This window comes from Rhodococcus sp. NKCM2511, from assembly GCF_014905595.1.
Lineage (GTDB): Bacteria > Actinomycetota > Actinomycetes > Mycobacteriales > Mycobacteriaceae > Rhodococcoides > Rhodococcoides fascians.
Genome location: NZ_BNHJ02000001.1, coordinates 2,768,363 through 2,788,585, shown reverse-complemented (window position 1 = coordinate 2,788,585; position 20,223 = coordinate 2,768,363). Strand labels below are relative to the sequence as shown.

The window sequence follows — 20,223 nt, the reverse complement described above, 5'->3', positions numbered from 1 at the left end:
CAGCAGAGGAACCGTCATGCACGCCGCAGTACTACTTTCACAACAACACTCGACCACCGAGCAGGTACTCGGGTTCGGGCTGGGAACCATCGTCTTGGTGGCAGTGCTCGGCGCGGTCGTTCTGTTCGTCGCCGCGCTCGTCAGCATCCTTCGCTCACCCAATTACAGTGTCGCAGGCCGTGCGGTGTGGATCTTCGTCGTGCTCGCGTTTCCGTTTCTCGGGCCTCTGGTCTGGTTCGTATGGGGCCGCACCTCGACGTTCGCCGTCGAAGCGTCGAACAGTCTCAGATGACCGATCCGATCGTGCGTGCCGCATCCGGGAACTCACCGGCGTTCGAGCCCGCGTAGTTCAACCGCAGGAACTTGCCGGTGGGTTCGGCCGGGAAGTAATCGTCTCCCGCACCGACGATGACACCCGCCAATTTGCATTTGTGCACAACGTCTTCCAGGTCGATGTCGTCACGCAGGCGCATCCACAGATTGAGTCCGCCCCGGGGGATCCGGTCGAGATGACCGCGAGGAGCGAACTCGATCAGGCTGTGGGCCAATAGGTCTCGACGAGCTTCGAGTTGTGTGCGTAGGCGTCGTAGGTGTGTGCGCCAGGCGGGTTGGGTGACGACATCGAGAGCGACGGTTTGCAGGATGCCGCTGACGTACATCGATTCGGCTCCCGTGTCGGCGAGGATACGTTCGTGGGCCGGGCCACGAGCGATCAAGCCTGCCAATCGAATCGACGGTGATACGACCTTGGTCAGCGAACGCAGGTACACCACATGTCCGCCGTCGTCTCGTGCGGCCAATGGGCTGGGTTCGGCGGTGATGCCGAAATCGTGGGCGGAGTCGTCCTCGATCAGGAACGCGCCGTGTCGTCGAACGATGTCGAGCACACGTTCGGACAGGTCCGGAGACCACTGCGCTCCGGTGGGGCTGGCGAAGGTCGGTTGAGCGTAGAACGCCCGCGCGCCGGACTCGGCGAATGCCTGCTCCAGCGCGTCCGGGTCGGGTCCGTCGACGCCGGTGGGGACCGGGACCACGCGAACGCCCGCCTGCGTTGCCGCCAGGATCGCTCCCCAGTACGTCGGCGATTCCATGAGAAGTGGGCGTCCCGCACCGACGAGCGCCCGAAAAGCCGTGCTCAGGCCGGTCTGGCTGCCCGGGATGATGACCACGTCGCTGGCCGAGGGCGGCGTGACGCCCAGCGGGGTGGAAGCGCCGAGTTCCGCAGCGAACCAAGCTCGAAGCTCGGGCAGGCCTGCGGTCGGCGGCCGGGCAACCACTGCGTCGGTGCGTGCGGCTCGGGTGAAAGCAGCGTGAACGAGTCGCTCCGGCAACAGCTCTCGGGCCGGGTAACCGGAATGCAGAGCGATCACGTCACTCGACGTGGACTGCAGTGCGGCGGGCAGTTGCAATCTGTTTCCGGGTGCACCGAGCGCGGCAGTCTGCCACCCGTAGTCGTTCGGGCGGGCCGTGTGGACGGTCTTGACGAATGTTCCGACGCCAGGCCGTGTTTCGATGACTCCCTGCGACATGAGGGTGCGCAGTGCTTTCTGTACCGTCACGGGGCTGGCCGAATGCTGGGCCACCAGCGCCCGAGTGGATGGCAGCTTCGCCTCGGGCGGGGCGGTTGCGATCCAGGTTCGCAGTGCAGACACGATCCGGGAACTGCTATCGTCGGGCATGACACAGCATAGTAGCGCTACCCGGCTCGCGCCGGGACTGCTATCCCGAGCCGGCCTCTTGTGGGGACTGGCGGGTGTCACGGCGTTCTCGTTCACCGTGCCGCTGACTCGGATCGCCGTGACCGGTGGCCTGTCGCCGCTGTTCGTCGGGTGCGGACGCGCCGTCGTCGCCGCGGCCCTAGCTGCTGCCGCCTTGGCCCTGACCTCGCAACGGTTGCCACGCGGACGGCAATGGGTTCGACTGTTTGTCATCGCGGCAGGGGTCGTCATCGGTTTCCCCGTGCTCACGTCGTTCGCTCTGACCACCGCCTCCGCAGGCCACAGTGCCGTCGTCATCGCGCTTCTGCCGGCTGCGACCGCGGCCTTCGCCGTCGTCCGCGAGCGGCAACGCGTCCGGCCGATGTTCTGGTTGGTTGCGGCCATGGGTGCTGCGGTCGCTGTCGGATTCGCGGCTGTTCAGGGCGGCGAGGTCGCCGGACTGGGGTGGTCGGATCTGCTTCTCCTCGGAGCCGTCGTGGCGGCCGCGGTGGGATACGCGGAGGGCGGGCTGCTTGCGCGTGAACTGGGTGCGTGGCAGACGGTCTCGTGGGCGCTTGTCGTCTCCGTTCCGGTGACCGGAGCGATGACGGCGTTCGCGTGGTGGCATCAACCCACGAGCGGAGGCGTCTCGGAGTGGGCTGCGTTCGCCTATTTGGCCGTCGTGAGTATGTATCTGGGGTTCTTCGCCTGGTATCGGGGGTTGGCCATCGGTCCGATGTCGAGTGTGAGCCAGGTGCAGCTCGTTCAGCCGGTGCTGACGATCTGCTGGGCCGCGATTCTGCTCCACGAGGGACTGACGTGGCCGGTGGTCGTGGGTGGAGCAGCAGTCATCGTATGTGCAACAGTGGCGGTCCGAACTCGGATGTCGCCGTCCGTTCGACAGGAGGAACTTTCGTCATGACGCGATCGATCGATCAGGCACGCAAGCTCGAGAATGTTCGCTACGACATTCGTGGCCGCATCCTGGACAAGACCGAGGAACTCGAGGAGCAGGGGCACAAGATCCTGCGCCTCAACGTGGGTAACCCGGCCCCGTTCGGTTTCGAGGCACCCGACGAGATCATGATGGCGATGATTCGCAATCTGCCTACCGCGCAGGGATATTCCGACTCGCGGGGCCTGTTCTCGGCGCGCACCGCGGTGGTGCAGTACTACCAGACCAAGGGCCTGAGCGACCTCGACGTCGGCGACGTCTACCTGGGCAACGGGGTCTCCGAGCTGATCACCATGACGATGCAGGCGCTGTGCAACCCCGAGGACGAGGTGCTGATCCCCTCCCCCGACTACCCGCTGTGGACGGGTTCGGTTGCTCTCGCCGGAGGCACTCCGGTCCACTACTTGGCAGACGAGACTCAGGACTGGGCTCCGGACTTCGAGGATCTGGAATCGAAGATCACCACCCGTACCCGGGCCATCGTCGTGATCAATCCCAACAACCCCACTGGTGCGGTGTACTCACGCGACGTTCTGCAGCGTTTCGTCGACCTCGCGCGCGAGCACGATCTGATTCTGCTCGCCGACGAGATCTACGAGAAGATCGTGTACGACGGTTCCGAGATGACCAATCTCGCAACTCTCACCGGCAAAGATGTGCTGTGCCTGACCTATTCGGGGTTGTCGAAGGCCTACCGAGTGTGTGGATTCCGTGCCGGATGGCTGGCGATCACCGGTCCACGACGCCGTGCGGCGAGCTTCATCGAGGGCATCACGTTGCTGTCCAACATGCGCATGTGCGCGAATGTGCCTGCACAACATGCAATACAGACGGCGCTCGGCGGCCGTCAATCGATCGAGGACCTTCTGCTGCCGACGGGTCGGTTGACCGCGCAGCGGGATCTGGCGCATCGAATGCTGAACTCCATCGACGGGATCAGCTGTGTGCAGGCTGCGGGCGCGCTGTACATGTTCCCCAAGCTCGACACCGACCGTTTCGGCATCGTCGACGACGAGGAGTTCGTCCTCGACCTGCTCGAATCCGAGAAAATCCTGGTCAGTCACGGTCGAGCGTTCAATTGGGATGTGCCCGACCACTTCCGGCTCGTCACCCTGCCCAACGTGGACGATCTCTCGACCGCACTAGAGCGGCTCGGCAACTTCATGAGTTCGTACTCGCAGTAGAACCGATTCTGCTCGAGCTGATTTTAAGTCCGTGCGGGCGCTCGGCAAGGGCGTATTCGCGCAGATGAACCCGCGTATCGCTCTGCTGCACGGCCTTTGGCGAACCCGCATTTCCCCGACGCCCCGGGGAAATGCGGGTTACGCTCGTCGTCCGATCTGCCGGGCGAGAGGGAATTCGTGGATCTATGGGGCTATTTGCAGGGGCGGGGTGAATCCCTCGCGTTTCTGACCTATCAACATGCGTCGCTGGCGTTTCAGACGGTTCTGGTGGGCACGGTCGTGGCCGTGCTCATCGCGATCGCAGTCCATCGTCTGCCTCTCTTCTCGGCACTGACGCTGACGACCAGTCGAGTAGCGCTGACGATTCCGTCTCTGGCGTTGCTCGCGCTGCTCATCGTCCCGTTCGGCTTGGGTGTGGTGCCCTCGTTCATCATGCTCGCGTTCTTCGCCGCCATGCCCGTGATCGGCAACGCCATCGTCGGACTGCGTGGAGTTCCCGACACCGTGATCGAGTCGGCGAAAGGAATCGGGTTCTCGCGCAGCCGCATCCTCGTCTCCGTCTCGCTGCCCATGGCATGGCCGGTCATTCTCACCGGAATCCGCGTCTCGACTCAGATGGTTGTCGGCGTCGCGGCCATCGTCGCGTACGTACTCGGGCCGGGCCTCGGGTCGCTCATCTTCAATGGCCTGTCGAGACTGGGCGGGACCAATTCCGTCGAGATGGCAGTGACCGGCACAGTGCTCATCGTCGTCATCGCCCTGGTGTTCGACGGCCTGCTCGTCCTTCTCGGGCGCCTCACCATCTCGAAGGGATTGTCATGACGGACAACACAACCGGCGAGCGAACGGTCACCGGCGCCTCGATTCGCCTCGACGGTGTGGTCAAGCAGTACAAGGGCCAGAACAAGGCGGCGGTGCAGAAGATCGACCTCGATATCGAGGCCGGCCACATCGTTGCGTTCGTCGGTCCGTCGGGTTGCGGTAAGACGACCACGCTGAAGATGATCAACCGCCTCATCGAGCCGACGGAGGGCCGAATCTTCATCGGCGACCGTGACGTCACCGGTGAGGATGCGGACAAGCTGCGGCAGTCGATCGGGTACGTCATTCAGTCCGGCGGACTCTTCCCACATTGGTCGGTCGCCAAGAACATCGGAGCCATTCCACGGGTACTGGGGTGGGACGCGAAGAAGATCGACGAGCGAACTGATTACCTGCTGGATCTGGTGGGACTCGACGTCGCCGACTTCCGCGATCGTCTACCCAAGGACATGTCGGGCGGACAGCAACAGCGAGTGGGTGTGGCGCGAGCACTCGCCGCCGATCCACCGGTGTTGCTGATGGACGAGCCGTTCGGTGCCGTCGACCCGATCACCAGGGTTCGACTGCAGGACAGCCTCATCGCCATCCAGCACGAACTGGCGAAGACGATCGTGATCGTCACCCACGATTTCGAGGAAGCGACGAAGCTCGGTGACAAGGTACTGATTCTGTCCGAGGGCGGCCACATCGAGCAGTATGCGACGCCGGAAGAAATCTTGGCCAAACCCGCGAGCCCGTTCGTCGAGGAGTTCATCGGATCCGGGGCCACGCTGGCACATTTGACGTTGTCCCGCGTCAAAGACGTCGACCACGACTCGGTCGTCACCGCCGAGGTGGGCGATGCGTCGCAGGAGGTCATCGCTCGTGCTCGGGCTCAGGGTGCCACCTGGATCGTCGTCATCGACGAACACGGCCGGCCCCGCGCCTGGCCGTCGCTGGACGAAGTCGCCACCAAGGAGCGCATCACCGACTATGTCGACGAGCGATTGCCCACCGTCGCACCGTCGTCCACGCTCAACGACGCACTGGACACGATGTTGGCCGCCAGTCAGGGCGGCGTACTCGTCACCGACGGCCGCGGTGCCGTCACCGGCGCACTGACGATCGCAACCGTGATGGCCGTCATTCGGGGCCAACTCTCGGATGCTCGCTCCGGTGACGGTCACGTCTCGTATTCGGCCCATACCGAGGGCGCAGCAACATGAATCGACTTCGACGCGCACCGTTGGACGTGTGGTTCGAGCCGCTCCTCATCGTCGTGCTCGGGGTCGGTTACATCCTGTGGTACCGCTCCACGACGCTGACGACTACCGAGCAGGCATCACTGGGCTGGGACAATCTGAAGACGACGATCGTCGACCACATCGTGTTGACGTTGACCGCGACCGTGATCGTCGTCGCCATCGCAATTCCGTTGGGCATCCTGCTCACCCGCGACAGGGCAAAGAATTTCCGACCGATGGCCGTCAACTTCGCCAACATCGGCCAGGCCGCTCCGGCAGTGGGTCTGATCGTGTTGCTGACGATGTGGCTCGGAACCGGGTTCCGCACCGCCGTCATCGGATTGGTGGTCTACGCGATACTGCCGATTCTGCAGAATACGATCGTCGGAATCCAGCAAGTCGATCAGCGGACCATCGAAGCGGCCCGGGGAATCGGGTTCTCCGGCCTCCGCACGCTGGTGCAGGTGGAGTTGCCGCTCGCGGTGCCTGTGATCCTGAACGGCGTACGTACCGCGTTGGTCATTCTCGTCGGCACCGCGACACTGAGCACCTTCATCGGGGCGTCCAGCCTCGGCACGCTCATCACCACGGGTACCACGCTGTTCCTACCGAAGTTACTCATCTCCGGTGCCGTTCTCGTCGCGCTGCTCGCACTGATCATCGACTGGCTCGGCCGTGTGGTCGAACTGATCGCGACCCCACGAGGAGTGGCATGATTCGCCGACTGTCCACGGCAGCAACCGCTCTCGCGCTGACGGCAGCACTCGCCGGTTGCGGGTTGGTCAGCTCGTCGGGAACGTTCGAGAGCACGTCACTTCCGGACGGTGCGACCCCGTTGGACGGCGCATCGCTGGTGGTGACGAGCAAGAGCTTCACCGAGGGCGTATTGCTCGGAAAGATCACGGCCACATACCTTGCCGCTGCCGGCGCGAAAGTCACCGACCTGACCGGAGCACCGGGGTCGGCGTCGTCGAGACAGGCACAGCTCAACGGTGACGCAGACATCCTCTGGGAATACACCGGTACCGGGTGGGTCAACTACCACAGCCAGACCGAGACGATCAGTGATCCGCAGGAGCTGTGGGAGCGCGTCCGCGACATCGAGAAGAGTGAGCACAACCTCGATTGGCTACCGCCCGCGAATTTCAACGACACGTATGCGTTCGCCGCCTCGGCCGAGACGGCACAGCGTCTGGGTGTCGCATCTTTGTCGGATGTGGCCAAGCTCCCCGTGGCCGACAGGACGTTCTGCGTCGACGACGAGTTCTTCTCTCGCTCCGACGGTTTCGGACCGATGCTCGACACCTACGGCATCGGACTGAACGCACCCGACGGCGTACCGTCGGGCAACGTCACGCGGATGGATGCGGGTGTCGTCTACACCTCGACCGCCGACAGCTCACCGTGCAACTTCGGCATGGTCTACACCACCGACGGCAGAATCAAGAACTTGAATCTGACGGTGTTGCAGGATGACAGGGCCTTCTTCCTGCCCTACAGCGGGACCGCGGTGGTGCGCGACGCGGTGCTCGAACAGCATCCCGAGATCGCCGATCTTTTGGCCGTCGTATCCGAGCGATTGACCGACGACCTGATGCAGGACTTGAACGGGCGGGTCGACATCGAGGGCGAAGACCCATCCGATGTCGCCTACGAGTGGTTGAAGAGCGAAGACCTGGTGACGTGAGGTCCGGTCAATTCGAATCCGGCTCGAACAACTCCTCGATCGTGCAGTCGAATGCTGCGGCAAGACGGAAGGCGACGGGCAGGCTCGGGTCGAACCGCTCCTTCTCGATGGAGATGATCGTCAGTCGGGTGACGTCGATTCGCTCGGCCAGCTCGCTCTGAGACCACCCCTTCTCGGTGCGACGACGTCGAACATCGTTCTTCACTCGGACAGGGCCCGGTAGCGCGCGAACGCGTACCGCGCAGTGAACGATGCGAATGCCGCCAACAGCAAGCCCGTCAGCAGCAGCGTGGCCGGGGGGTCGACTCTTGCGATGGACACCACCGCAAGAGTCAGACCCAGTACGGTCACCAGATCGGTGGCCGTACCGCTGGACGCGGATGTCGTCCAATGGCTTTCGATGCTGTCGCCCGAGGTGTAGGTCTGGTCGGTGGTGACCGGCGCGACGAACAGTATCCAGCCCAGCATCGCGCCGAAGGGCAGCGCGGTGACGCCGAACACCAGCGCGGAAACCCCTGGCGCGATGGGTGACACGAGCCAGGCGAGCAGTGCCGTCGCCGATGCAGTGGCCAGGCCGACAGCGGCGACCGATATCCATCTGAGTCTCACCTGAATGCTCCGTTCGTTGGTATAGCTCGCTATACGTATAGGTAACCATACATCCCACTCCGATGTGTGGTCCGCAGCGAGCTACTGGCGGTATGGTTCGAGCACGTGGATTGCCGGATTTCGGCGTCGTACTCAGCCCTAGGAGCCTGATCGTGCATTCGTCTTCACTCGGAGATCACTGATGGCCGGCGGACTGGTAGCCCTGCTCGACGACGTGGCCGCGCTGGCACGGCTGGCGGCAGCATCGATCGACGACGTGGGAGCCGCTACCGGCAAAGCGACGGCCAAGGCCGCCGGTGTCGTGATCGACGACGCAGCGGTGACCCCGCAGTACGTTCGCGGCCTCGCGGCCGAGCGGGAACTCCCGATCATCAAGCGCATCGCCGTCGGCTCGCTTCGGAACAAGCTGCTGATCATTCTGCCGATCGCCCTGCTGCTCAGTCAGTTCCTCCCATGGCTGCTGACGCCTATTCTGATGCTCGGTGGCTGCTACCTCAGCTACGAGGCAGCGCACAAGATCTGGGGAGCGCTGTTCGGCCACGGCGATCATCACGCCGAGGCAGAGGACGAGCCGCGGGACGAGGACAGCGTGGTGTCCGGCGCCGTTCGGACCGACCTGATTCTCTCCGCCGAGATCATGGTCATCGCTCTCGACACCATTGCGAGCGAGGGCTTCTGGAGTCGCCTCATCATCTTGGCGGTCGTCGCGGTGGTCATCACCATCGTCGTCTACGGCGTCGTCGCCCTCATCGTCAAGATGGACGACATCGGTCTGAAGCTGGCCGAGGGCTCGTCCGGGTTCGTCGAAAAGTTCGGCCGCGGACTGGTCAAGGGCATGCCGAAGGTGATGGCAGTGCTGTCGGTCGTCGGCACCGCAGCCATGCTGTGGGTCGGTGGGCACATCCTTCTCGTGGGCATCGACGAGCTCGGTTTCCACCCCATCTACGAGCTGGTGCACCACGGTGAGGATGCGGTGCGTGGGGTCGCGGGTGTCGGCGGAGTGCTGGCGTGGATCGTCAACACTCTTGCGTCGGCAGTCATCGGTGCGATCGTCGGCTGCATCATCGTTATTGCGCAGCTCGGGATCTCGAAGGTACTCGCCAAACGGGCCGCCGCGAAGTAGTGCCTGTATCGGCGACGTTCGCCGTCGTTCATCCCTCCTCGGAGCCGGCGCTCGACATCCTGTTTCGCTACAACGTCGATATCGTCGGACGCTTCTACGGCCGCGAGGCGTCGGACGAGGAAGTACGACAAGTCATGGTCGACGAGCCGAGTGACGATCTCGTGGGTGATTCGGGTCTGTTCGTTGTCGCATACCTGGGCTCGACGCTGGTCGGTTGCGGTGGTGCTCGTTTCGTCTCCGACGACATCGCAGAACTGACTCGGGTCTTCGTCGACGCGCGTGCCCGTGGAAACGGCGTCGGGTCGTCGATCGTCGAGTTCGTCGAAGGATCGGTTCGCCAATCGCGCCGTACGACAATACGATTGGACACGCGAGCGGACCTCGTCGAGGCCCGGGGCCTGTACTCCAAGCTCGGCTATCGGGAGGTACCGGCGTTCAACGCCGAGCCCTACGCCGAGGTATGGCTGGAAAAGCGACTCCCCTGAACAGCTTTCGTCACCGACGAGCCAGCTCGAGGACCCGTCGCTCGGAGACAGAAATCAGTCCCGCCAGATGGCTGTGAATTCGTACCACGGACCGTCCAGGTGCGTGGCGGTGAAGTCGTCGAATCCCGCGGGCGGCCCACCTGGTGCATACGCCCAGCCCGAGGCGCTCATGAGGGAGAAGCCGCTGTCTTCGGTGAAGTAGACCTCGCCGCCAGATGTGGCGCGTGCCGAGCTGATGTCGAACGGGCCGATCTCGATGTGTTCGCGGCTACTCGAGGGCTGTGCACTCAATTCTCGCGCAACGGTCTCGAATTCGTCGCGATGGTCCAGCATGTTGTCCGGTGGCAGCAGTACCAGAACAGCCGCTGCCAAGCCCACCACCACCGGAGCCGACGCTATCCACCACGACCATCTTCGATCCTGGCCGACGACGTGGAGGGTGCGAATTGCCCAGATGAGCCCGACGATCAGCAGCACCAGGATCGATGACGCGCCGGCGAGGAGCGGATCGAACCAGGCGAACTGTCCGTAGGGCGAGGGCCACCAGTTCCTGGACACGCATGCCCACGTGACGGCGGCGATCGTGGTGAACACCAGCAGAATCGGCCCGGGCGGTTTCGCAGCTTTTTGAGGTGCGTTCGCCGACTCGGTGAGGCGGTTCTTCAGGCGCTCGATGATGGTCGTGTTCCCTACGCGTCGGAGGTGGCATCCGCGCTCAGGGTCCCACATTTGTCGATGACTTCGGGGCTAACTGCTGTGCACGGTGACGGCGTATCCGTCGGGGTCACGTAGGACGAAGGTCTTTCCGAAGGGGCCGTCGAAGGGGGCGGTCACGATCGTCACGCCGGCGGCGACGAGATTGTCGTGGAGCGCTTCGGCGTCGTCGCACACCAGCCAGAGGGCAACTCCGAGTCCCGGTTGACCACTGTCGAGATCTGTTTCGGGAGCGGGGTTTCGGACGGCGAACGGTATCGGTGAGGTGGTGAACACCACTGCGCCGGGTGGTGCCTGGGGTGCGCGGACGAGGCCCAGCTGCGATTCGTAGAAGTCTGCACTGACGGCGAGGTCGCGTACTTGGAGGGAGAGGAAGCTCGGTCCGGAAACGGTTGCAACGGTCATGTCGTGTCCTTTCGGTAGTTCGTCAAGTTCTTGACGAACTGAATGTATGTCAAGATGTTGACATGAGTCAAGTGGATGTCGACACCTCGATCGGTTACGCCCTCAAGCGGGCCACGTCCGCCCTGCGTTCGGCGATGGACGAGTGCCTACGCGATCTCGATATCACCGTCTCGCAGTACTCGAGCCTCGAACTCCTCGCGCACAAACCGGGACTGTCCAACGCCGAACTCGCGCGCGCGGTATTCGTCAGCAGGCAGGCAACCCATCAACTGCTGGCCGGGCTCACGCGCGGCGGCCTGGTGGAGATCGAGGGGGTAGGTCGAGACCAGCGTCTGTACGTGACAACCCTGGGCAGGGAGCGCCTGCGGCAAGCGTCGGCCGCTGTCGCCGCGGTGGAAAATGCCATGATTGCGTCGCTGTCCAAGAGTGAGCGAGAAGTGTTGCACCGCAGCCTTGTTACGTGTGCTGCGGCTCTGGACGGTCGCGAGCAGTCGTAACCTCAGTCGATCGAGTCGAGGAATTCCAGCATCGCCGCATTGAACTCGTTCGGCCGGTCCATGTTGGCAGCGTGACCGCAGTTCTCCAAGACCACAGATCGACCACCCGAATTGAGCTTCGCGGACTCGGAAGCATGTGCAGCAGGCCAGAACTGGCTGTCGCGTCCGGCGATCATGAGGTACGGCCTATCGGTACCGGACATGGTTGCGCGCCAGTCCTGCGCCGCATGATCGGCCAGTAGCGCCTTCATCGGGGCCGTGTCGGGTGATGCCATCTTCGGCATCGCGCGCAATGCAAACGCGAGTTTCAGTAGTGCAGGCACCGACTTCCACTGCGGTCGGCCGTGGCCCGTGTCGGGTATTCCGCTGTCGAAGAACGACGTTCGATTGCTGTCGGTCAGACCGTAGAAGCCGTTCGACCAATCGTCGCTGTTCGCCATCTTCGGTGTCTGATCCACCGACACGATGGCTCGAACGCGGTCGGTGCCGAACTGCGAGACGTAAGACCAGATGGTGTTGGCCCCCATGGAACCTCCGATCAAGACGGCTTCGTCGACGCCCACCTCCGAGAGGAAATTCGCGATATCGCGTCCGTGCCGCTCCATCGACGCTCCGTGTGTCGGTGCATCGGAGGCGCCGTGACCCCGTCGATCGAGGGCCAGAACACGGTATCCGGCTCGCACCAACGCTTTCTGCTGCAACATCCAGGTGGTCGCCGGTGCGCAGAAGCCGGCGACGAGAACCACGGCCGGGCCGGTGCCTTCGTCGAGATAGTTCAGGGAGACGGCATCGTCGGTGACAACGGTTGGCATGGTGAATCTCCCTGTGTCAGAAGAACTGGGTCAGGCGAAGCCGGCGTGCATTTCCCAGATCAAGATCTCGCTCGCCGTCGATGCTGTCACACGGTGACCTCCGGTGGCGGTGAGTCGTACCGCGTCACCCTGGGCAACGTCTCCGACGGTCTCGAACACTGCGGAACCGTCGGCGACGAAGACGTGACCGTACGGCGCGTCAGGGACGGTGACGGACTCCCCCGGTGCGAGTCGGGCGGCATGCAGCGTCGCGTAGCGGTTGCCGATCCAAACGCCGCCCCGACCCGGCATGCCGGACGCCACCGGAACCAGCTCGCCGCTCGCCAGCTGGTCCTGCACGTCCAGCTCTTCGTACGACGGGTCGGTTCCATCGGTGTCGGATGGGATCCACATCTGCACCACGCGCAGCTTTTCTCGGCTGGACCGGCTCGACGCATTGGTCTCGGTGTGCCGAATTCCGGTTCCGGCACTCATGCGTTGAACGAGGCCGGGGTAGATCAGCCCCGAATTACCCTCGGAGTCAGTATGTTTCAGCGTCCCTTCCAACACCCACGTGACGATCTCCATGTTCTCGTGCTGATGGGAGTCGAACCCTTCGCCGGGAAACACCGTGTCCTCGTTGTGCACCATCAGTAGCCCGTGCGCATTGGCCGCCAGGTCGTAATTGCCGGTGGCGGGAAACGACTGCTTGGAATCGAGCCATTCGTTCCACCAGTGATGGCGTTGCGCACCGGGTAAGTGCGTGACCTGCGGCTTCGATGTCATGACGTGCTCAACGCGCACGTCGGATCCCGCATTCCGGTGGGTCTCCGATCTCGACAAATGCTCATATGAGCATAATTACGCTCAAGTGTTGACCGTGACCCGAGTCACTGCCTACGTTTGAGCCCGCCCCACATCGGCCCACACTTTTTCGGAAGGACCCCATGAAACTCGCCACGACAATGAAGTCGGCCGGGCTGGTTGCCCTCGCGACCGTCGTCATCGCAGGATGCTCGACCCCCGGCGACGGCAGCTCGACAGCAACCAATTCTCTACCCGAAGGTGCCAAGGCCAAGATCGGGTTCAGTCAGGCCACCCAGCAGAGCCCCTTCTACGTCTCGCTGACCGATGCAGCGACGGCCGAGGCGCAGGCGCAGGGCAACGAACTACTCAACGTGGACGCCAACGGTGATGTGACGAAGCAGAACAACGACGTTCAGGACCTGATCACTCGCGGCATCAACGTTCTCATCATCAATCCGGTCGACCCCAAAGGCATTGCCCCCGCACTTGCTGCGGCCGAGGCAGCAGGTGTGAAGGTCGTGACCGTCGACCGTCCGATCGACTCGGGAGCCGAGTCCTTCGTCGGACGTGACAACAAGGCAATGGGTCAGCTCGTCGGTGAGGCCATGGTTGCGACTCTTGGCCCAGACGGCGGCAAGGTCATCGAAATCCAGGGTGACGCAGGTGGAACCGTCGCGAAGGACCGAAGCGACGGCTTCCACGCCGCCGCGGATGCCGCATCGAACATCACCATCGTCGAAGGTCCGTACGCGAACTACATCAGGTCCGAGGCGGTGACCGCCATGCAGGATCTGCTGCAGGCGAACCCGGATGTCAAGGCCGTATATGCGCACAACGATGACATGGCTCTCGGTGCACTGCAGGTTCTGCAGGAGAACAACCGCACCGACGTCAAGGTGTTCGGTGTCGACGGTTTGATGGAGGCAGTCAAGGCCATTGCCGACGGAGACCAGTACGTGGCCACGGCGTCGAACGATCCGGGCAGCGAGGGCCAAAAGGCAGTACAGACGGCCATCGCCGTCGCGAACGGCGACAGCGTCGAGTCCTTCGTCGATGCGGGCACTGCATTGGTCGACAAGTCCAACGCCGAAACCCTCGTCGGAGATACCACTTTCGCAGAGTCCTCAGCTCAGTAGCGTCTCTGCTCGATTCAGATCCGCTTCTGTAGTTCAACATATTTCGAGAAAGTCGAGTTCGATAATGGTTCCCCAGCAGATGACTGCTGCCGTGATGTATGCGCCAGGTGATATTCGAGTCGAGCAGGTCGCTGTACCCGAGCCCAAGGGCGGAGAGGTCTTGCTCGAGGTCGCGGCGTGCGGAGTGTGCGGGTCCGACATTCCCCGAATGTTGCGCAACGGTGGCTACAAGATGCCGATCATCTGTGGGCACGAGTTCTCCGCTCACATCGCAGTTCTCGGTGATGGGGTGACCGGCTTCGAGGTGGGCGACCTCGTCTCTGTCCCGCCTCTCATCCCGTGCTACAAATGCGAGTACTGCCTCAAAGGTGAGTTCGGCTTGTGCGAGGACTACGACTACTTCGGGAGTCGTTGCGACGGAGCGTATGCGCAGTATGTGACATCTCCTGTCGGCAATCTGATGAAGATGCCCGACGGGATCGATCCGCGGGCGGCAGCGATGCTCGATCCCGCCGCCATCGCACTGCACGCACTGTGGAAGACCAACCTGCGGACCGGACATCGCGTCCTGGTCATCGGTGCCGGCCCAATCGGCCTCTTCGGTATTCAGTGGGCGAGAATGGCTGGTGCCAGCCAGGTTGTGGCACTGGATCTGAGTCCCGAGAAGGCGGCGATGGCACTCGAAGCCGGTGCTACCCATGCAGTGCAGTCCGCCGACGAGGCTCGCGAACTCGGTGGTCGTGGATTCGACATCGTTCTCGAATCCGCCGGTGTCGCTTCGACAGTCGACCTGGCAGCCGCACTCACCGGACCGCAAGGGCATGCAACGTTCATCGGCATCCCGCATGCACCGGTGACGCTGGAGAAGGAGACGTTCAACAACTTCCTTCGGCAGGAAACCAGCTTGCACGGTTCGTGGAACTCGTTCTCCGCTCCGTTCCCCGGATCCGAATGGCACACCGCTGCACAGAAATTGGCCGACGGTTCGCTGAAGTGGGAGTTCATGATCACCCATCAACTGCCGCTTTCGGAGCTGCCCGACATGATGAAAGCGCTCGGTGACCGGTCTGTCTTCAGCTCCAAGGTCATCTTCATGCCCAACGAAAGCTGATACATATCATGGGAATATTGCTGAGCCTCGATCTCGGCACCGAGGGCGCTCGGGTAGGAGCATTCACCGATGATGGAGTCGCTCTCGGCTCCGTTCATCGGCCCTACCCGACGGTCTTTCCTCGGCCCGGTTGGGCCGAGCAGAATCCCTCGGACTGGTGGGGTGCCTGTGTCGGCGCTACGCGTGAGTTGCTGGCGCAGCCCGAATGCGTTGCTGCAGGCCCTGTGCTGGCGGTGGCATCGTCGACGACAGCGTCGACTGTCGCCGTTGTCGACGAGGCCGGGAATGCACTGCGCCCGGCGATCCTGTGGATGGACTCCAGAGCCTCTGCACAATCGGATCTGACTGCCACGTTCGTAGCTGACCATCCCATTCTGAAGTGGTCGGGCGGGTCCGATGCGACCGAGTGGTTGCTTCCCAAGGCCATGTGGCTGCAGCAGTGCGAACCGGATACTTTTCACCGAGCAGCTCGGATCGTCGAGGCCATCGACTTCATCACCTTCAAGTTGACCGGCCGGTGGGTCGGGTCGCAGATGAACGCCGTCTGCAAGTACAACTACGACTCGGTCGCCGGCAGGGTCCCGCAGGAGCTGTACGACGCACTCGGAGTCGGGGAGCTGACTGGAAAGCTGCCCGATACGATCCTTCCGGTCGGATCGAGTGCCGGAGTGGTTCGTGCCTGTGCTGCAGAAGAATTGGGAATCTCATCTGACGCCGTCGTCGGGGTGGGTGGCATCGACGCACACGTCTCGCTGCTGGCATGTGGCGGCAAGCCCGAGGGCCTGGTGTCGTTGGTCTCGGGTACCTCCACGGCGATCATCACCGAGATCGACGATCCGTGTGACACCGGTGAAGTGTGGGGCCCGTACCCCCACGCCCTCCGTCAGGACAAGTGGCTGGTGGAAGGTGGCCAGATCACGAGTGGATCCATTCTCAAGTGGGTCGGTGAGGGAATCATGGGTGTGCCGAGGGAGCAGATCGGTTCTCTCATCGATGGCGCTGCTGCCGTAGATCCGAGAAGCCACGGGTTGCTGGCGCTCGACTTCTTCATGGGTAACCGAACACCGCATCGGGACGCCCGGCTGCGCGGGGCAGTCGTCGGTCTGACGCTCGGGACCACCCGGGAAGAGTTGTACCGAGCGGCCGTTGAGGCGGTTGCATGTGGAACCAAGTCGGTACTCGATTCGTTTGCACGCGGGAGCATTTCGTGCGATCGGCTGGTGTTCTCGGGTGGAATGCACAGGAATCGGTTGTGGCAGCAGATCACGACGGACGTACTGGGAATCGAGACCGAGATGGTTCTGAGCGACAATCTGACGCTGCGTGCCTGTGCGGTCATCGCCGCCCGAGCCGCCGGCCTCGTCGGATCTCTGGACGAGGGCGCGGCTCTGTTCAGCCCTCGCACAACGACGTTGGTGCCCGACGCTGCTTTACACGAGCATTACGAACAGACGTACGCGAGCTATGTCGAGCTGACCTCGGTTCTCAAGCCCGTCATGCATCGATCGGTGATCGCATTGGAGAAGCGATGACGACACCGGACAAGGAACATGACGCGCTGTTGCTCGAAGTGGCACAGCTCTACTACGAACAGAACCGAACTCAGGACGACATCGGTCGACAGCTGCATCTGACCCGATGGAAGATCGGTCGATTGCTCGACGAGGCTCGCAGGTGTGGAATCGTCCGCATTCAGATCGTTCATCCCCAGGCGCGGCAGTCGACCCTCGAGTTGGAATTGTCAAGGCGGTTCGACCTGACCGAGTGCATCGTGGTGCGGACTCACGCAGATCTCTCGGATCAGCGAGCACAGGTGGCGAAGGCTGCTGCCGATTACCTGCAGGGCAGGGGACCTCAGGTTCGTACTCTCGGTGTGTCGTGGGGAAACACGATGCAGGACATTGCCGCTGCGCTTCCCTCGGGCTGGAGTGACGGCGTGGAAGTCATTCAGATCAACGGCAGCATCAGTCGCTCGATCAAGCCGACGACCGCTGCCAACGTGGCGACGAGCATCGCGCACAGTGCCCACGGGCATGCAGTCCTGTTGCCGGTACCGGCGATCGTGGAGCAGGTGTCCACCAAGCGTGCACTGGACAGTGAGCCGTTCATGCGTGAGGTACTCGACAAAGGGCGTGCAGCTGATGTCCTGCTGTTCTCGCTGGGTGCGCTCGATGCCAATTCTGTTCTGGTGCAGAGCGGAGCGATCAGCTCGGACGAGCTGCAACGTCTGCAATCGGCAGGTGCCTGCGGTGACGTTCTGGCGCACTACATCACTCCCGACGGCACACTCGCCGATACCGACCTGGAATCTCGCACGATGGGCCTCTCACTCGACGACCTGCGAGCTGCCCGTTGCTCGGTGGCCGTCGCAGCCGGGCTGCGCAAGGTCGATGTCGTTGCGGGCGCATTGAGAAACGGTCTGTGTTCGGTCCTGATCACGGACGAAGAGACCGCACGCACAGTTCTGGAGAGAAAGCTATGAACGCAGCACTGCGTATGGAGAACATCGTCAAAGAGTTCCCGGGAACGTTGGCCTGCAACAAGGCCACGCTCGAGGTGGCCAAGGGCGAGGTTCACTGCCTGCTCGGGGAGAACGGTGCAGGCAAGAGCACGATGATGAAGATCTTGTCCGGCTCCTACCGTCCCGACGGCGGCACCATCACCGTCGACGGTGAGCCGATGAACTTCTCCAGCCCCCTGGACGGGGTCAAGGCCGGAATCAGCACGATCTACCAGGAACTCGATCTGGTTCCCGACCTGACGGTGGCGCAGAATCTGTTCCTCGGACATGCCCCGACACGGGGAATTTTCGTCGACAACAAGGCCCGCAATGCTGCCGCCGCCGACGCCATTGCGCGGGTCGGAGGAAAGTTCGCGCCCACCGCGACCGTGGGTGCGCTGTCGGTGTCGGACCAGCAACTCACCGCCATTGCGCGCGCGCTGACCACCTCCGCGCGGATCATCGTGATGGACGAGCCGTCGGCGACACTGACGGATCATGATCTGTCTGCGGTGTTCGACGTGATTCGCGAACTGGTGGCAGAAGGGAAATCGGTCGTCTACATCTCGCACCGACTCGACGAGATCAAGGAGATCGGACACCGGGCGACGGTCATGCGCGACGGTTCGACGGTAGAAGTGTTCGATGTCGCCAGTACATCCAAGGCCCGGATGGTCGACGCGATGATCGGACGGGCAGTGGATTCTGCAGGCACCACTCGCGGTCCGTTCACCGGTTCCGGGCAGCTTTTGAGCATCGACCAGGCCACCATCCCCGGCGTTCTCGACATTCGAGGAATCTCTGTTCGCCCAGGGGAAATCGTGGGTCTCGCAGGATTGGGCGGCGCGGGCCGCTCCACGCTGCTGTCCGCCGTGTTCGGCGACAATTCAGCAGAACTGGACATGACGTTGCACGGGACGCAGTTCACGTCGATGAATCCGCAGCGAGCAGTTCGGTTGGGCATCGGACTCGTTCCCGAGGACCGTAAGAAGCAGGGTCTGTTGCTTGAAATGTCGGTGGTTCGCAATGCCGGATTGGCAGCCTTGAAACTGTTCGGCATCAATCCTTCCGGACGCGCCGCTTCAGTGGCCCGCGAACCCCTGCAGAAATTGGGCGTGAAGTTCGCGTCCGAAACTCAAGCAGTGGGGCAGCTTTCGGGCGGAAACCAACAGAAGGTGGTACTGGCCAAATGGATGGCCCGCGGTATCTCGCTGCTGCTGCTCGACGAGCCGACTCGTGGTCTCGACATCGGTGCGAAAGCGGACCTGTTCGAGCAGGTTCGAGCACTTGCCGATTCCGGAGTCGGAGTGCTGATGGCGAGCAGTGAACTGTCGGAGCTGACCGAAAACTGCAACACCGTCTGGGTTCTGCACGAAGGCAGGAACGTAGCCCAGTACGACCCCCACACAACCCCATCGGCCGATATCGCACGAATGGTCGTCACAGGAAGCATCGAAAGCAATGTCTGATACATCTGTCGCCGTCGCCGAAACACTGTCGACGCAGAAGCAGCACCGGCAGAACATCATCGTCAAGTTCAATCTTCTGTTCATCTTCGCGGCGCTGTTCGTCGTTGCCTCACTCGTGGCACCACAGTTCTTGACGTCGCAGAATCTGGCCAATCTGCTGCAGCAGTCGTCGTTGACCGGCATCGTGGCCATCGGAATGACCTTGGTGATTCTGACGGCAGGCATCGATCTGTCGGTGGGAAGTGTTGCGGCACTGGCAGGAATGCTGGTGGCCATCTTCATCGGGATGGGAATCGCCTGGCCCGTCGCGTTGCTGCTCGCTGTGCTGGCGGGAGCGGTCTCCGGCGGTATCGTGGGAAGTTTGAGCGCCTATCTGATGCTGCCGGCGTTCATGGTGACTCTCGCTGCCCTCCAATCGGTGCGTGGACTGACGTACCTGACCACCAACGGAACTCCGACAACATCGGAAATCCCTATGGGACTTCGCTTTCTGGGGGCCGGCTCGGTCGGGCCCATCCCCACGGTCGGAATCATCTTCATCGTGGTGGCCATTGTCGCCGGCATCGTATTGAACAAGACAACATACGGCGAGTACATCTACGCCGTCGGAAGCAACAAGGACGCGGCGCGGTTGTCCGGACTTCCGGTCAAGAAGATCTTGGTCAGCGTGTACGTGATCTCGGGTTCGCTCGCCGCCTTCGCCGGCATTCTGCTGACCGCCCGACTGACCATCGGGCAACCGACCGCCAACCAGGGACTCGAATTGGACGCCATCGCAGCGGTGGTGTTGGGCGGGACCAGTCTGTTCGGCGGCAAGGGCAGCATCTTCGGAACCTTCGTAGCCGTACTGCTGCTCTCGGTGTTGCGAAACCTGTTCAACCTCATGGGATTGAGCTCGTTCTTTCAGATGCTCGTCACGGGCCTCATCCTTGTGGCCGCCCTCATCCTCAACCACGTCCTGGACAGGCGCGGCAGTCGCTAGTTCCGTCCACACCATTCTCGTTACTC

General features: G+C 62.6%; 23 protein-coding genes. 16 read left to right on the top strand and 7 right to left on the bottom strand.

From position 1 onward, the window contains the following. The first annotated feature begins 16 nt into the window (after positions 1-16). On the top strand, positions 17-292 hold the full coding sequence (locus JLZ96_RS12935) for a PLD nuclease N-terminal domain-containing protein (RefSeq protein WP_027495096.1): 276 nt from the start codon (positions 17-19) through the stop codon (positions 290-292). Here the strand turns inward: JLZ96_RS12935 and JLZ96_RS12930 are convergent. Next, positions 285-1,679, bottom strand: coding sequence for a PLP-dependent aminotransferase family protein (locus tag JLZ96_RS12930; RefSeq protein ID WP_201010301.1), 1,395 nt, complete (start codon positions 1,677-1,679; stop codon positions 285-287). The two genes, JLZ96_RS12935 and JLZ96_RS12930, sit on opposite strands and share 8 nt — an antisense overlap. On the opposite strand from JLZ96_RS12930, the gene JLZ96_RS12925 reads away from it, so the two are divergent. The 6 genes from JLZ96_RS12925 to JLZ96_RS12900 all read left to right on the top strand — a co-directional run bounded on the left by JLZ96_RS12925 (position 1,678) and on the right by JLZ96_RS12900 (position 7,568). Further along, positions 1,678-2,619 carry a DMT family transporter gene (locus JLZ96_RS12925; RefSeq protein ID WP_201010300.1) on the top strand — a complete coding sequence of 314 codons (942 nt, stop codon included), beginning with the start codon at positions 1,678-1,680 and terminating at the stop codon, positions 2,617-2,619. The genes JLZ96_RS12930 and JLZ96_RS12925 overlap by 2 nt on opposite strands. Beyond that, positions 2,616-3,836, top strand: a complete 1,221-nt coding sequence (locus JLZ96_RS12920; protein WP_201010299.1) for a pyridoxal phosphate-dependent aminotransferase — start codon at positions 2,616-2,618, stop codon at positions 3,834-3,836. The genes JLZ96_RS12925 and JLZ96_RS12920 overlap by 4 nt, the downstream gene beginning before the upstream one ends. A gap of 177 nt (positions 3,837-4,013) precedes the next feature. Next, on the top strand, positions 4,014-4,658 hold the full coding sequence (locus tag JLZ96_RS12915) for an ABC transporter permease (RefSeq protein ID WP_032367688.1): 645 nt from the start codon (positions 4,014-4,016) through the stop codon (positions 4,656-4,658). Next, positions 4,655-5,863 (top strand): ATP-binding cassette domain-containing protein, encoded by a 1,209-nt coding sequence (locus JLZ96_RS12910; RefSeq protein WP_032367689.1) that lies wholly within the window; start codon positions 4,655-4,657, stop codon positions 5,861-5,863. Before JLZ96_RS12915 ends, JLZ96_RS12910 begins: the two co-directional genes overlap by 4 nt. Continuing rightward, positions 5,860-6,597: an ABC transporter permease gene (locus JLZ96_RS12905; protein ID WP_196250503.1), complete on the top strand. Its 738-nt coding sequence runs from the start codon at positions 5,860-5,862 to the stop codon at positions 6,595-6,597. The genes JLZ96_RS12910 and JLZ96_RS12905 overlap by 4 nt, the downstream gene beginning before the upstream one ends. Beyond that, positions 6,594-7,568 carry a glycine betaine ABC transporter substrate-binding protein gene (locus tag JLZ96_RS12900; RefSeq protein WP_032367690.1) on the top strand — a complete coding sequence of 325 codons (975 nt, stop codon included), beginning with the start codon at positions 6,594-6,596 and terminating at the stop codon, positions 7,566-7,568. Before JLZ96_RS12905 ends, JLZ96_RS12900 begins: the two co-directional genes overlap by 4 nt. A gap of 7 nt (positions 7,569-7,575) precedes the next feature. Here JLZ96_RS12900 and JLZ96_RS12895 read toward each other — a convergent pair whose 3' ends face one another. Continuing rightward, the gene (locus tag JLZ96_RS12895; protein ID WP_032367691.1) at positions 7,576-7,773 is read right to left on the bottom strand and encodes a helix-turn-helix transcriptional regulator; all 198 of its coding nucleotides are present in this window, start codon (positions 7,771-7,773) and stop codon (positions 7,576-7,578) included. Next, positions 7,770-8,177: a hypothetical protein gene (locus JLZ96_RS12890; protein WP_094716211.1), complete on the bottom strand. Its 408-nt coding sequence runs from the start codon at positions 8,175-8,177 to the stop codon at positions 7,770-7,772. The genes JLZ96_RS12895 and JLZ96_RS12890 overlap by 4 nt, the downstream gene beginning before the upstream one ends. Positions 8,178-8,358: 181 nt before the next feature. Between JLZ96_RS12890 and JLZ96_RS12885 the strand changes: the two genes are divergently transcribed. Both JLZ96_RS12885 and JLZ96_RS12880 read left to right on the top strand, forming a co-directional pair. Continuing rightward, positions 8,359-9,300, top strand: a complete 942-nt coding sequence (locus JLZ96_RS12885) for a DUF808 domain-containing protein (protein WP_201010298.1) — start codon at positions 8,359-8,361, stop codon at positions 9,298-9,300. Then, positions 9,300-9,785, top strand: a complete 486-nt coding sequence (locus tag JLZ96_RS12880; RefSeq protein ID WP_201010297.1) for a GNAT family N-acetyltransferase — start codon at positions 9,300-9,302, stop codon at positions 9,783-9,785. Before JLZ96_RS12885 ends, JLZ96_RS12880 begins: the two co-directional genes overlap by 1 nt. A 54-nt stretch (positions 9,786-9,839) precedes the next feature. Here the strand turns inward: JLZ96_RS12880 and JLZ96_RS12875 are convergent, their stop codons facing one another. Further along, the gene (locus JLZ96_RS12875) at positions 9,840-10,514 is read right to left on the bottom strand and encodes a DUF1109 domain-containing protein (protein WP_236253937.1); all 675 of its coding nucleotides are present in this window, start codon (positions 10,512-10,514) and stop codon (positions 9,840-9,842) included. 18 nt (positions 10,515-10,532) lie between these two features. Continuing rightward, positions 10,533-10,904, bottom strand: coding sequence for a VOC family protein (locus JLZ96_RS12870; RefSeq protein WP_201010296.1), 372 nt, complete (start codon positions 10,902-10,904; stop codon positions 10,533-10,535). A 62-nt stretch (positions 10,905-10,966) separates the two neighbouring features. Here JLZ96_RS12870 and JLZ96_RS12865 point away from each other — a divergent pair, with 62 nt between their 5' ends. Then, positions 10,967-11,401 carry a MarR family winged helix-turn-helix transcriptional regulator gene (locus JLZ96_RS12865; RefSeq protein WP_201010295.1) on the top strand — a complete coding sequence of 145 codons (435 nt, stop codon included), beginning with the start codon at positions 10,967-10,969 and terminating at the stop codon, positions 11,399-11,401. 2 nt (positions 11,402-11,403) lie between these two features. Here the strand turns inward: JLZ96_RS12865 and JLZ96_RS12860 are convergent, their stop codons facing one another. Both JLZ96_RS12860 and JLZ96_RS12855 read right to left on the bottom strand, forming a co-directional pair. Continuing rightward, positions 11,404-12,213: an alpha/beta fold hydrolase gene (locus tag JLZ96_RS12860; RefSeq protein ID WP_094695863.1), complete on the bottom strand. Its 810-nt coding sequence runs from the start codon at positions 12,211-12,213 to the stop codon at positions 11,404-11,406. A 30-nt stretch (positions 12,214-12,243) separates the two neighbouring features. After that, positions 12,244-12,978: a pirin family protein gene (locus JLZ96_RS12855; RefSeq protein ID WP_201010294.1), complete on the bottom strand. Its 735-nt coding sequence runs from the start codon at positions 12,976-12,978 to the stop codon at positions 12,244-12,246. Positions 12,979-13,139: 161 nt separating this feature from the next. Between JLZ96_RS12855 and JLZ96_RS12850 the strand changes: the two genes are divergently transcribed. The 6 genes from JLZ96_RS12850 (at position 13,140) to JLZ96_RS12825 (ending at position 20,197) form a co-directional block, all read left to right on the top strand. Further along, positions 13,140-14,135, top strand: a complete 996-nt coding sequence (locus tag JLZ96_RS12850; RefSeq protein WP_230591037.1) for a substrate-binding domain-containing protein — start codon at positions 13,140-13,142, stop codon at positions 14,133-14,135. A gap of 79 nt (positions 14,136-14,214) precedes the next feature. Then, the gene (locus tag JLZ96_RS12845) at positions 14,215-15,246 is read left to right on the top strand and encodes a galactitol-1-phosphate 5-dehydrogenase (RefSeq protein WP_201010293.1); all 1,032 of its coding nucleotides are present in this window, start codon (positions 14,215-14,217) and stop codon (positions 15,244-15,246) included. A gap of 8 nt (positions 15,247-15,254) precedes the next feature. Further along, positions 15,255-16,778, top strand: a complete 1,524-nt coding sequence (locus JLZ96_RS12840; RefSeq protein ID WP_201010292.1) for a ribulokinase — start codon at positions 15,255-15,257, stop codon at positions 16,776-16,778. Then, the gene (locus JLZ96_RS12835; RefSeq protein WP_032385192.1) at positions 16,775-17,728 is read left to right on the top strand and encodes a sugar-binding transcriptional regulator; all 954 of its coding nucleotides are present in this window, start codon (positions 16,775-16,777) and stop codon (positions 17,726-17,728) included. Before JLZ96_RS12840 ends, JLZ96_RS12835 begins: the two co-directional genes overlap by 4 nt. After that, positions 17,725-19,215, top strand: coding sequence for a sugar ABC transporter ATP-binding protein (locus tag JLZ96_RS12830; protein ID WP_201010291.1), 1,491 nt, complete (start codon positions 17,725-17,727; stop codon positions 19,213-19,215). The genes JLZ96_RS12835 and JLZ96_RS12830 overlap by 4 nt, the downstream gene beginning before the upstream one ends. Then, complete coding sequence (locus tag JLZ96_RS12825) at positions 19,208-20,197, top strand: ABC transporter permease (RefSeq protein ID WP_032385190.1); 990 nt, start codon at positions 19,208-19,210, stop codon at positions 20,195-20,197. Before JLZ96_RS12830 ends, JLZ96_RS12825 begins: the two co-directional genes overlap by 8 nt. Positions 20,198-20,223: the final 26 nt, after the last annotated feature.

Coding starts and splice junctions, on each gene's coding strand:
- JLZ96_RS12850 (WP_230591037.1), top strand. CDS start 13,140: ATGAAACTCGCCACGACAATGAAGTCGGCCGGGCTGGTTGCCCTCGCG.
- JLZ96_RS12860 (WP_094695863.1), bottom strand. CDS start 12,213: ATGCCAACCGTTGTCACCGACGATGCCGTCTCCCTGAACTATCTCGAC.
- JLZ96_RS12840 (WP_201010292.1), top strand. CDS start 15,255: ATGGGAATATTGCTGAGCCTCGATCTCGGCACCGAGGGCGCTCGGGTA.
- JLZ96_RS12900 (WP_032367690.1), top strand. CDS start 6,594: ATGATTCGCCGACTGTCCACGGCAGCAACCGCTCTCGCGCTGACGGCA.
- JLZ96_RS12905 (WP_196250503.1), top strand. CDS start 5,860: ATGAATCGACTTCGACGCGCACCGTTGGACGTGTGGTTCGAGCCGCTC.
- JLZ96_RS12910 (WP_032367689.1), top strand. CDS start 4,655: ATGACGGACAACACAACCGGCGAGCGAACGGTCACCGGCGCCTCGATT.
- JLZ96_RS12875 (WP_236253937.1), bottom strand. CDS start 10,514: ATGTGGGACCCTGAGCGCGGATGCCACCTCCGACGCGTAGGGAACACG.
- JLZ96_RS12865 (WP_201010295.1), top strand. CDS start 10,967: ATGAGTCAAGTGGATGTCGACACCTCGATCGGTTACGCCCTCAAGCGG.
- JLZ96_RS12925 (WP_201010300.1), top strand. CDS start 1,678: ATGACACAGCATAGTAGCGCTACCCGGCTCGCGCCGGGACTGCTATCC.
- JLZ96_RS12920 (WP_201010299.1), top strand. CDS start 2,616: ATGACGCGATCGATCGATCAGGCACGCAAGCTCGAGAATGTTCGCTAC.
- JLZ96_RS12825 (WP_032385190.1), top strand. CDS start 19,208: ATGTCTGATACATCTGTCGCCGTCGCCGAAACACTGTCGACGCAGAAG.
- JLZ96_RS12845 (WP_201010293.1), top strand. CDS start 14,215: ATGACTGCTGCCGTGATGTATGCGCCAGGTGATATTCGAGTCGAGCAG.
- JLZ96_RS12935 (WP_027495096.1), top strand. CDS start 17: ATGCACGCCGCAGTACTACTTTCACAACAACACTCGACCACCGAGCAG.
- JLZ96_RS12930 (WP_201010301.1), bottom strand. CDS start 1,679: ATGCCCGACGATAGCAGTTCCCGGATCGTGTCTGCACTGCGAACCTGG.
- JLZ96_RS12870 (WP_201010296.1), bottom strand. CDS start 10,904: ATGACCGTTGCAACCGTTTCCGGACCGAGCTTCCTCTCCCTCCAAGTA.
- JLZ96_RS12830 (WP_201010291.1), top strand. CDS start 17,725: ATGAACGCAGCACTGCGTATGGAGAACATCGTCAAAGAGTTCCCGGGA.
- JLZ96_RS12885 (WP_201010298.1), top strand. CDS start 8,359: ATGGCCGGCGGACTGGTAGCCCTGCTCGACGACGTGGCCGCGCTGGCA.
- JLZ96_RS12835 (WP_032385192.1), top strand. CDS start 16,775: ATGACGACACCGGACAAGGAACATGACGCGCTGTTGCTCGAAGTGGCA.
- JLZ96_RS12855 (WP_201010294.1), bottom strand. CDS start 12,978: ATGACATCGAAGCCGCAGGTCACGCACTTACCCGGTGCGCAACGCCAT.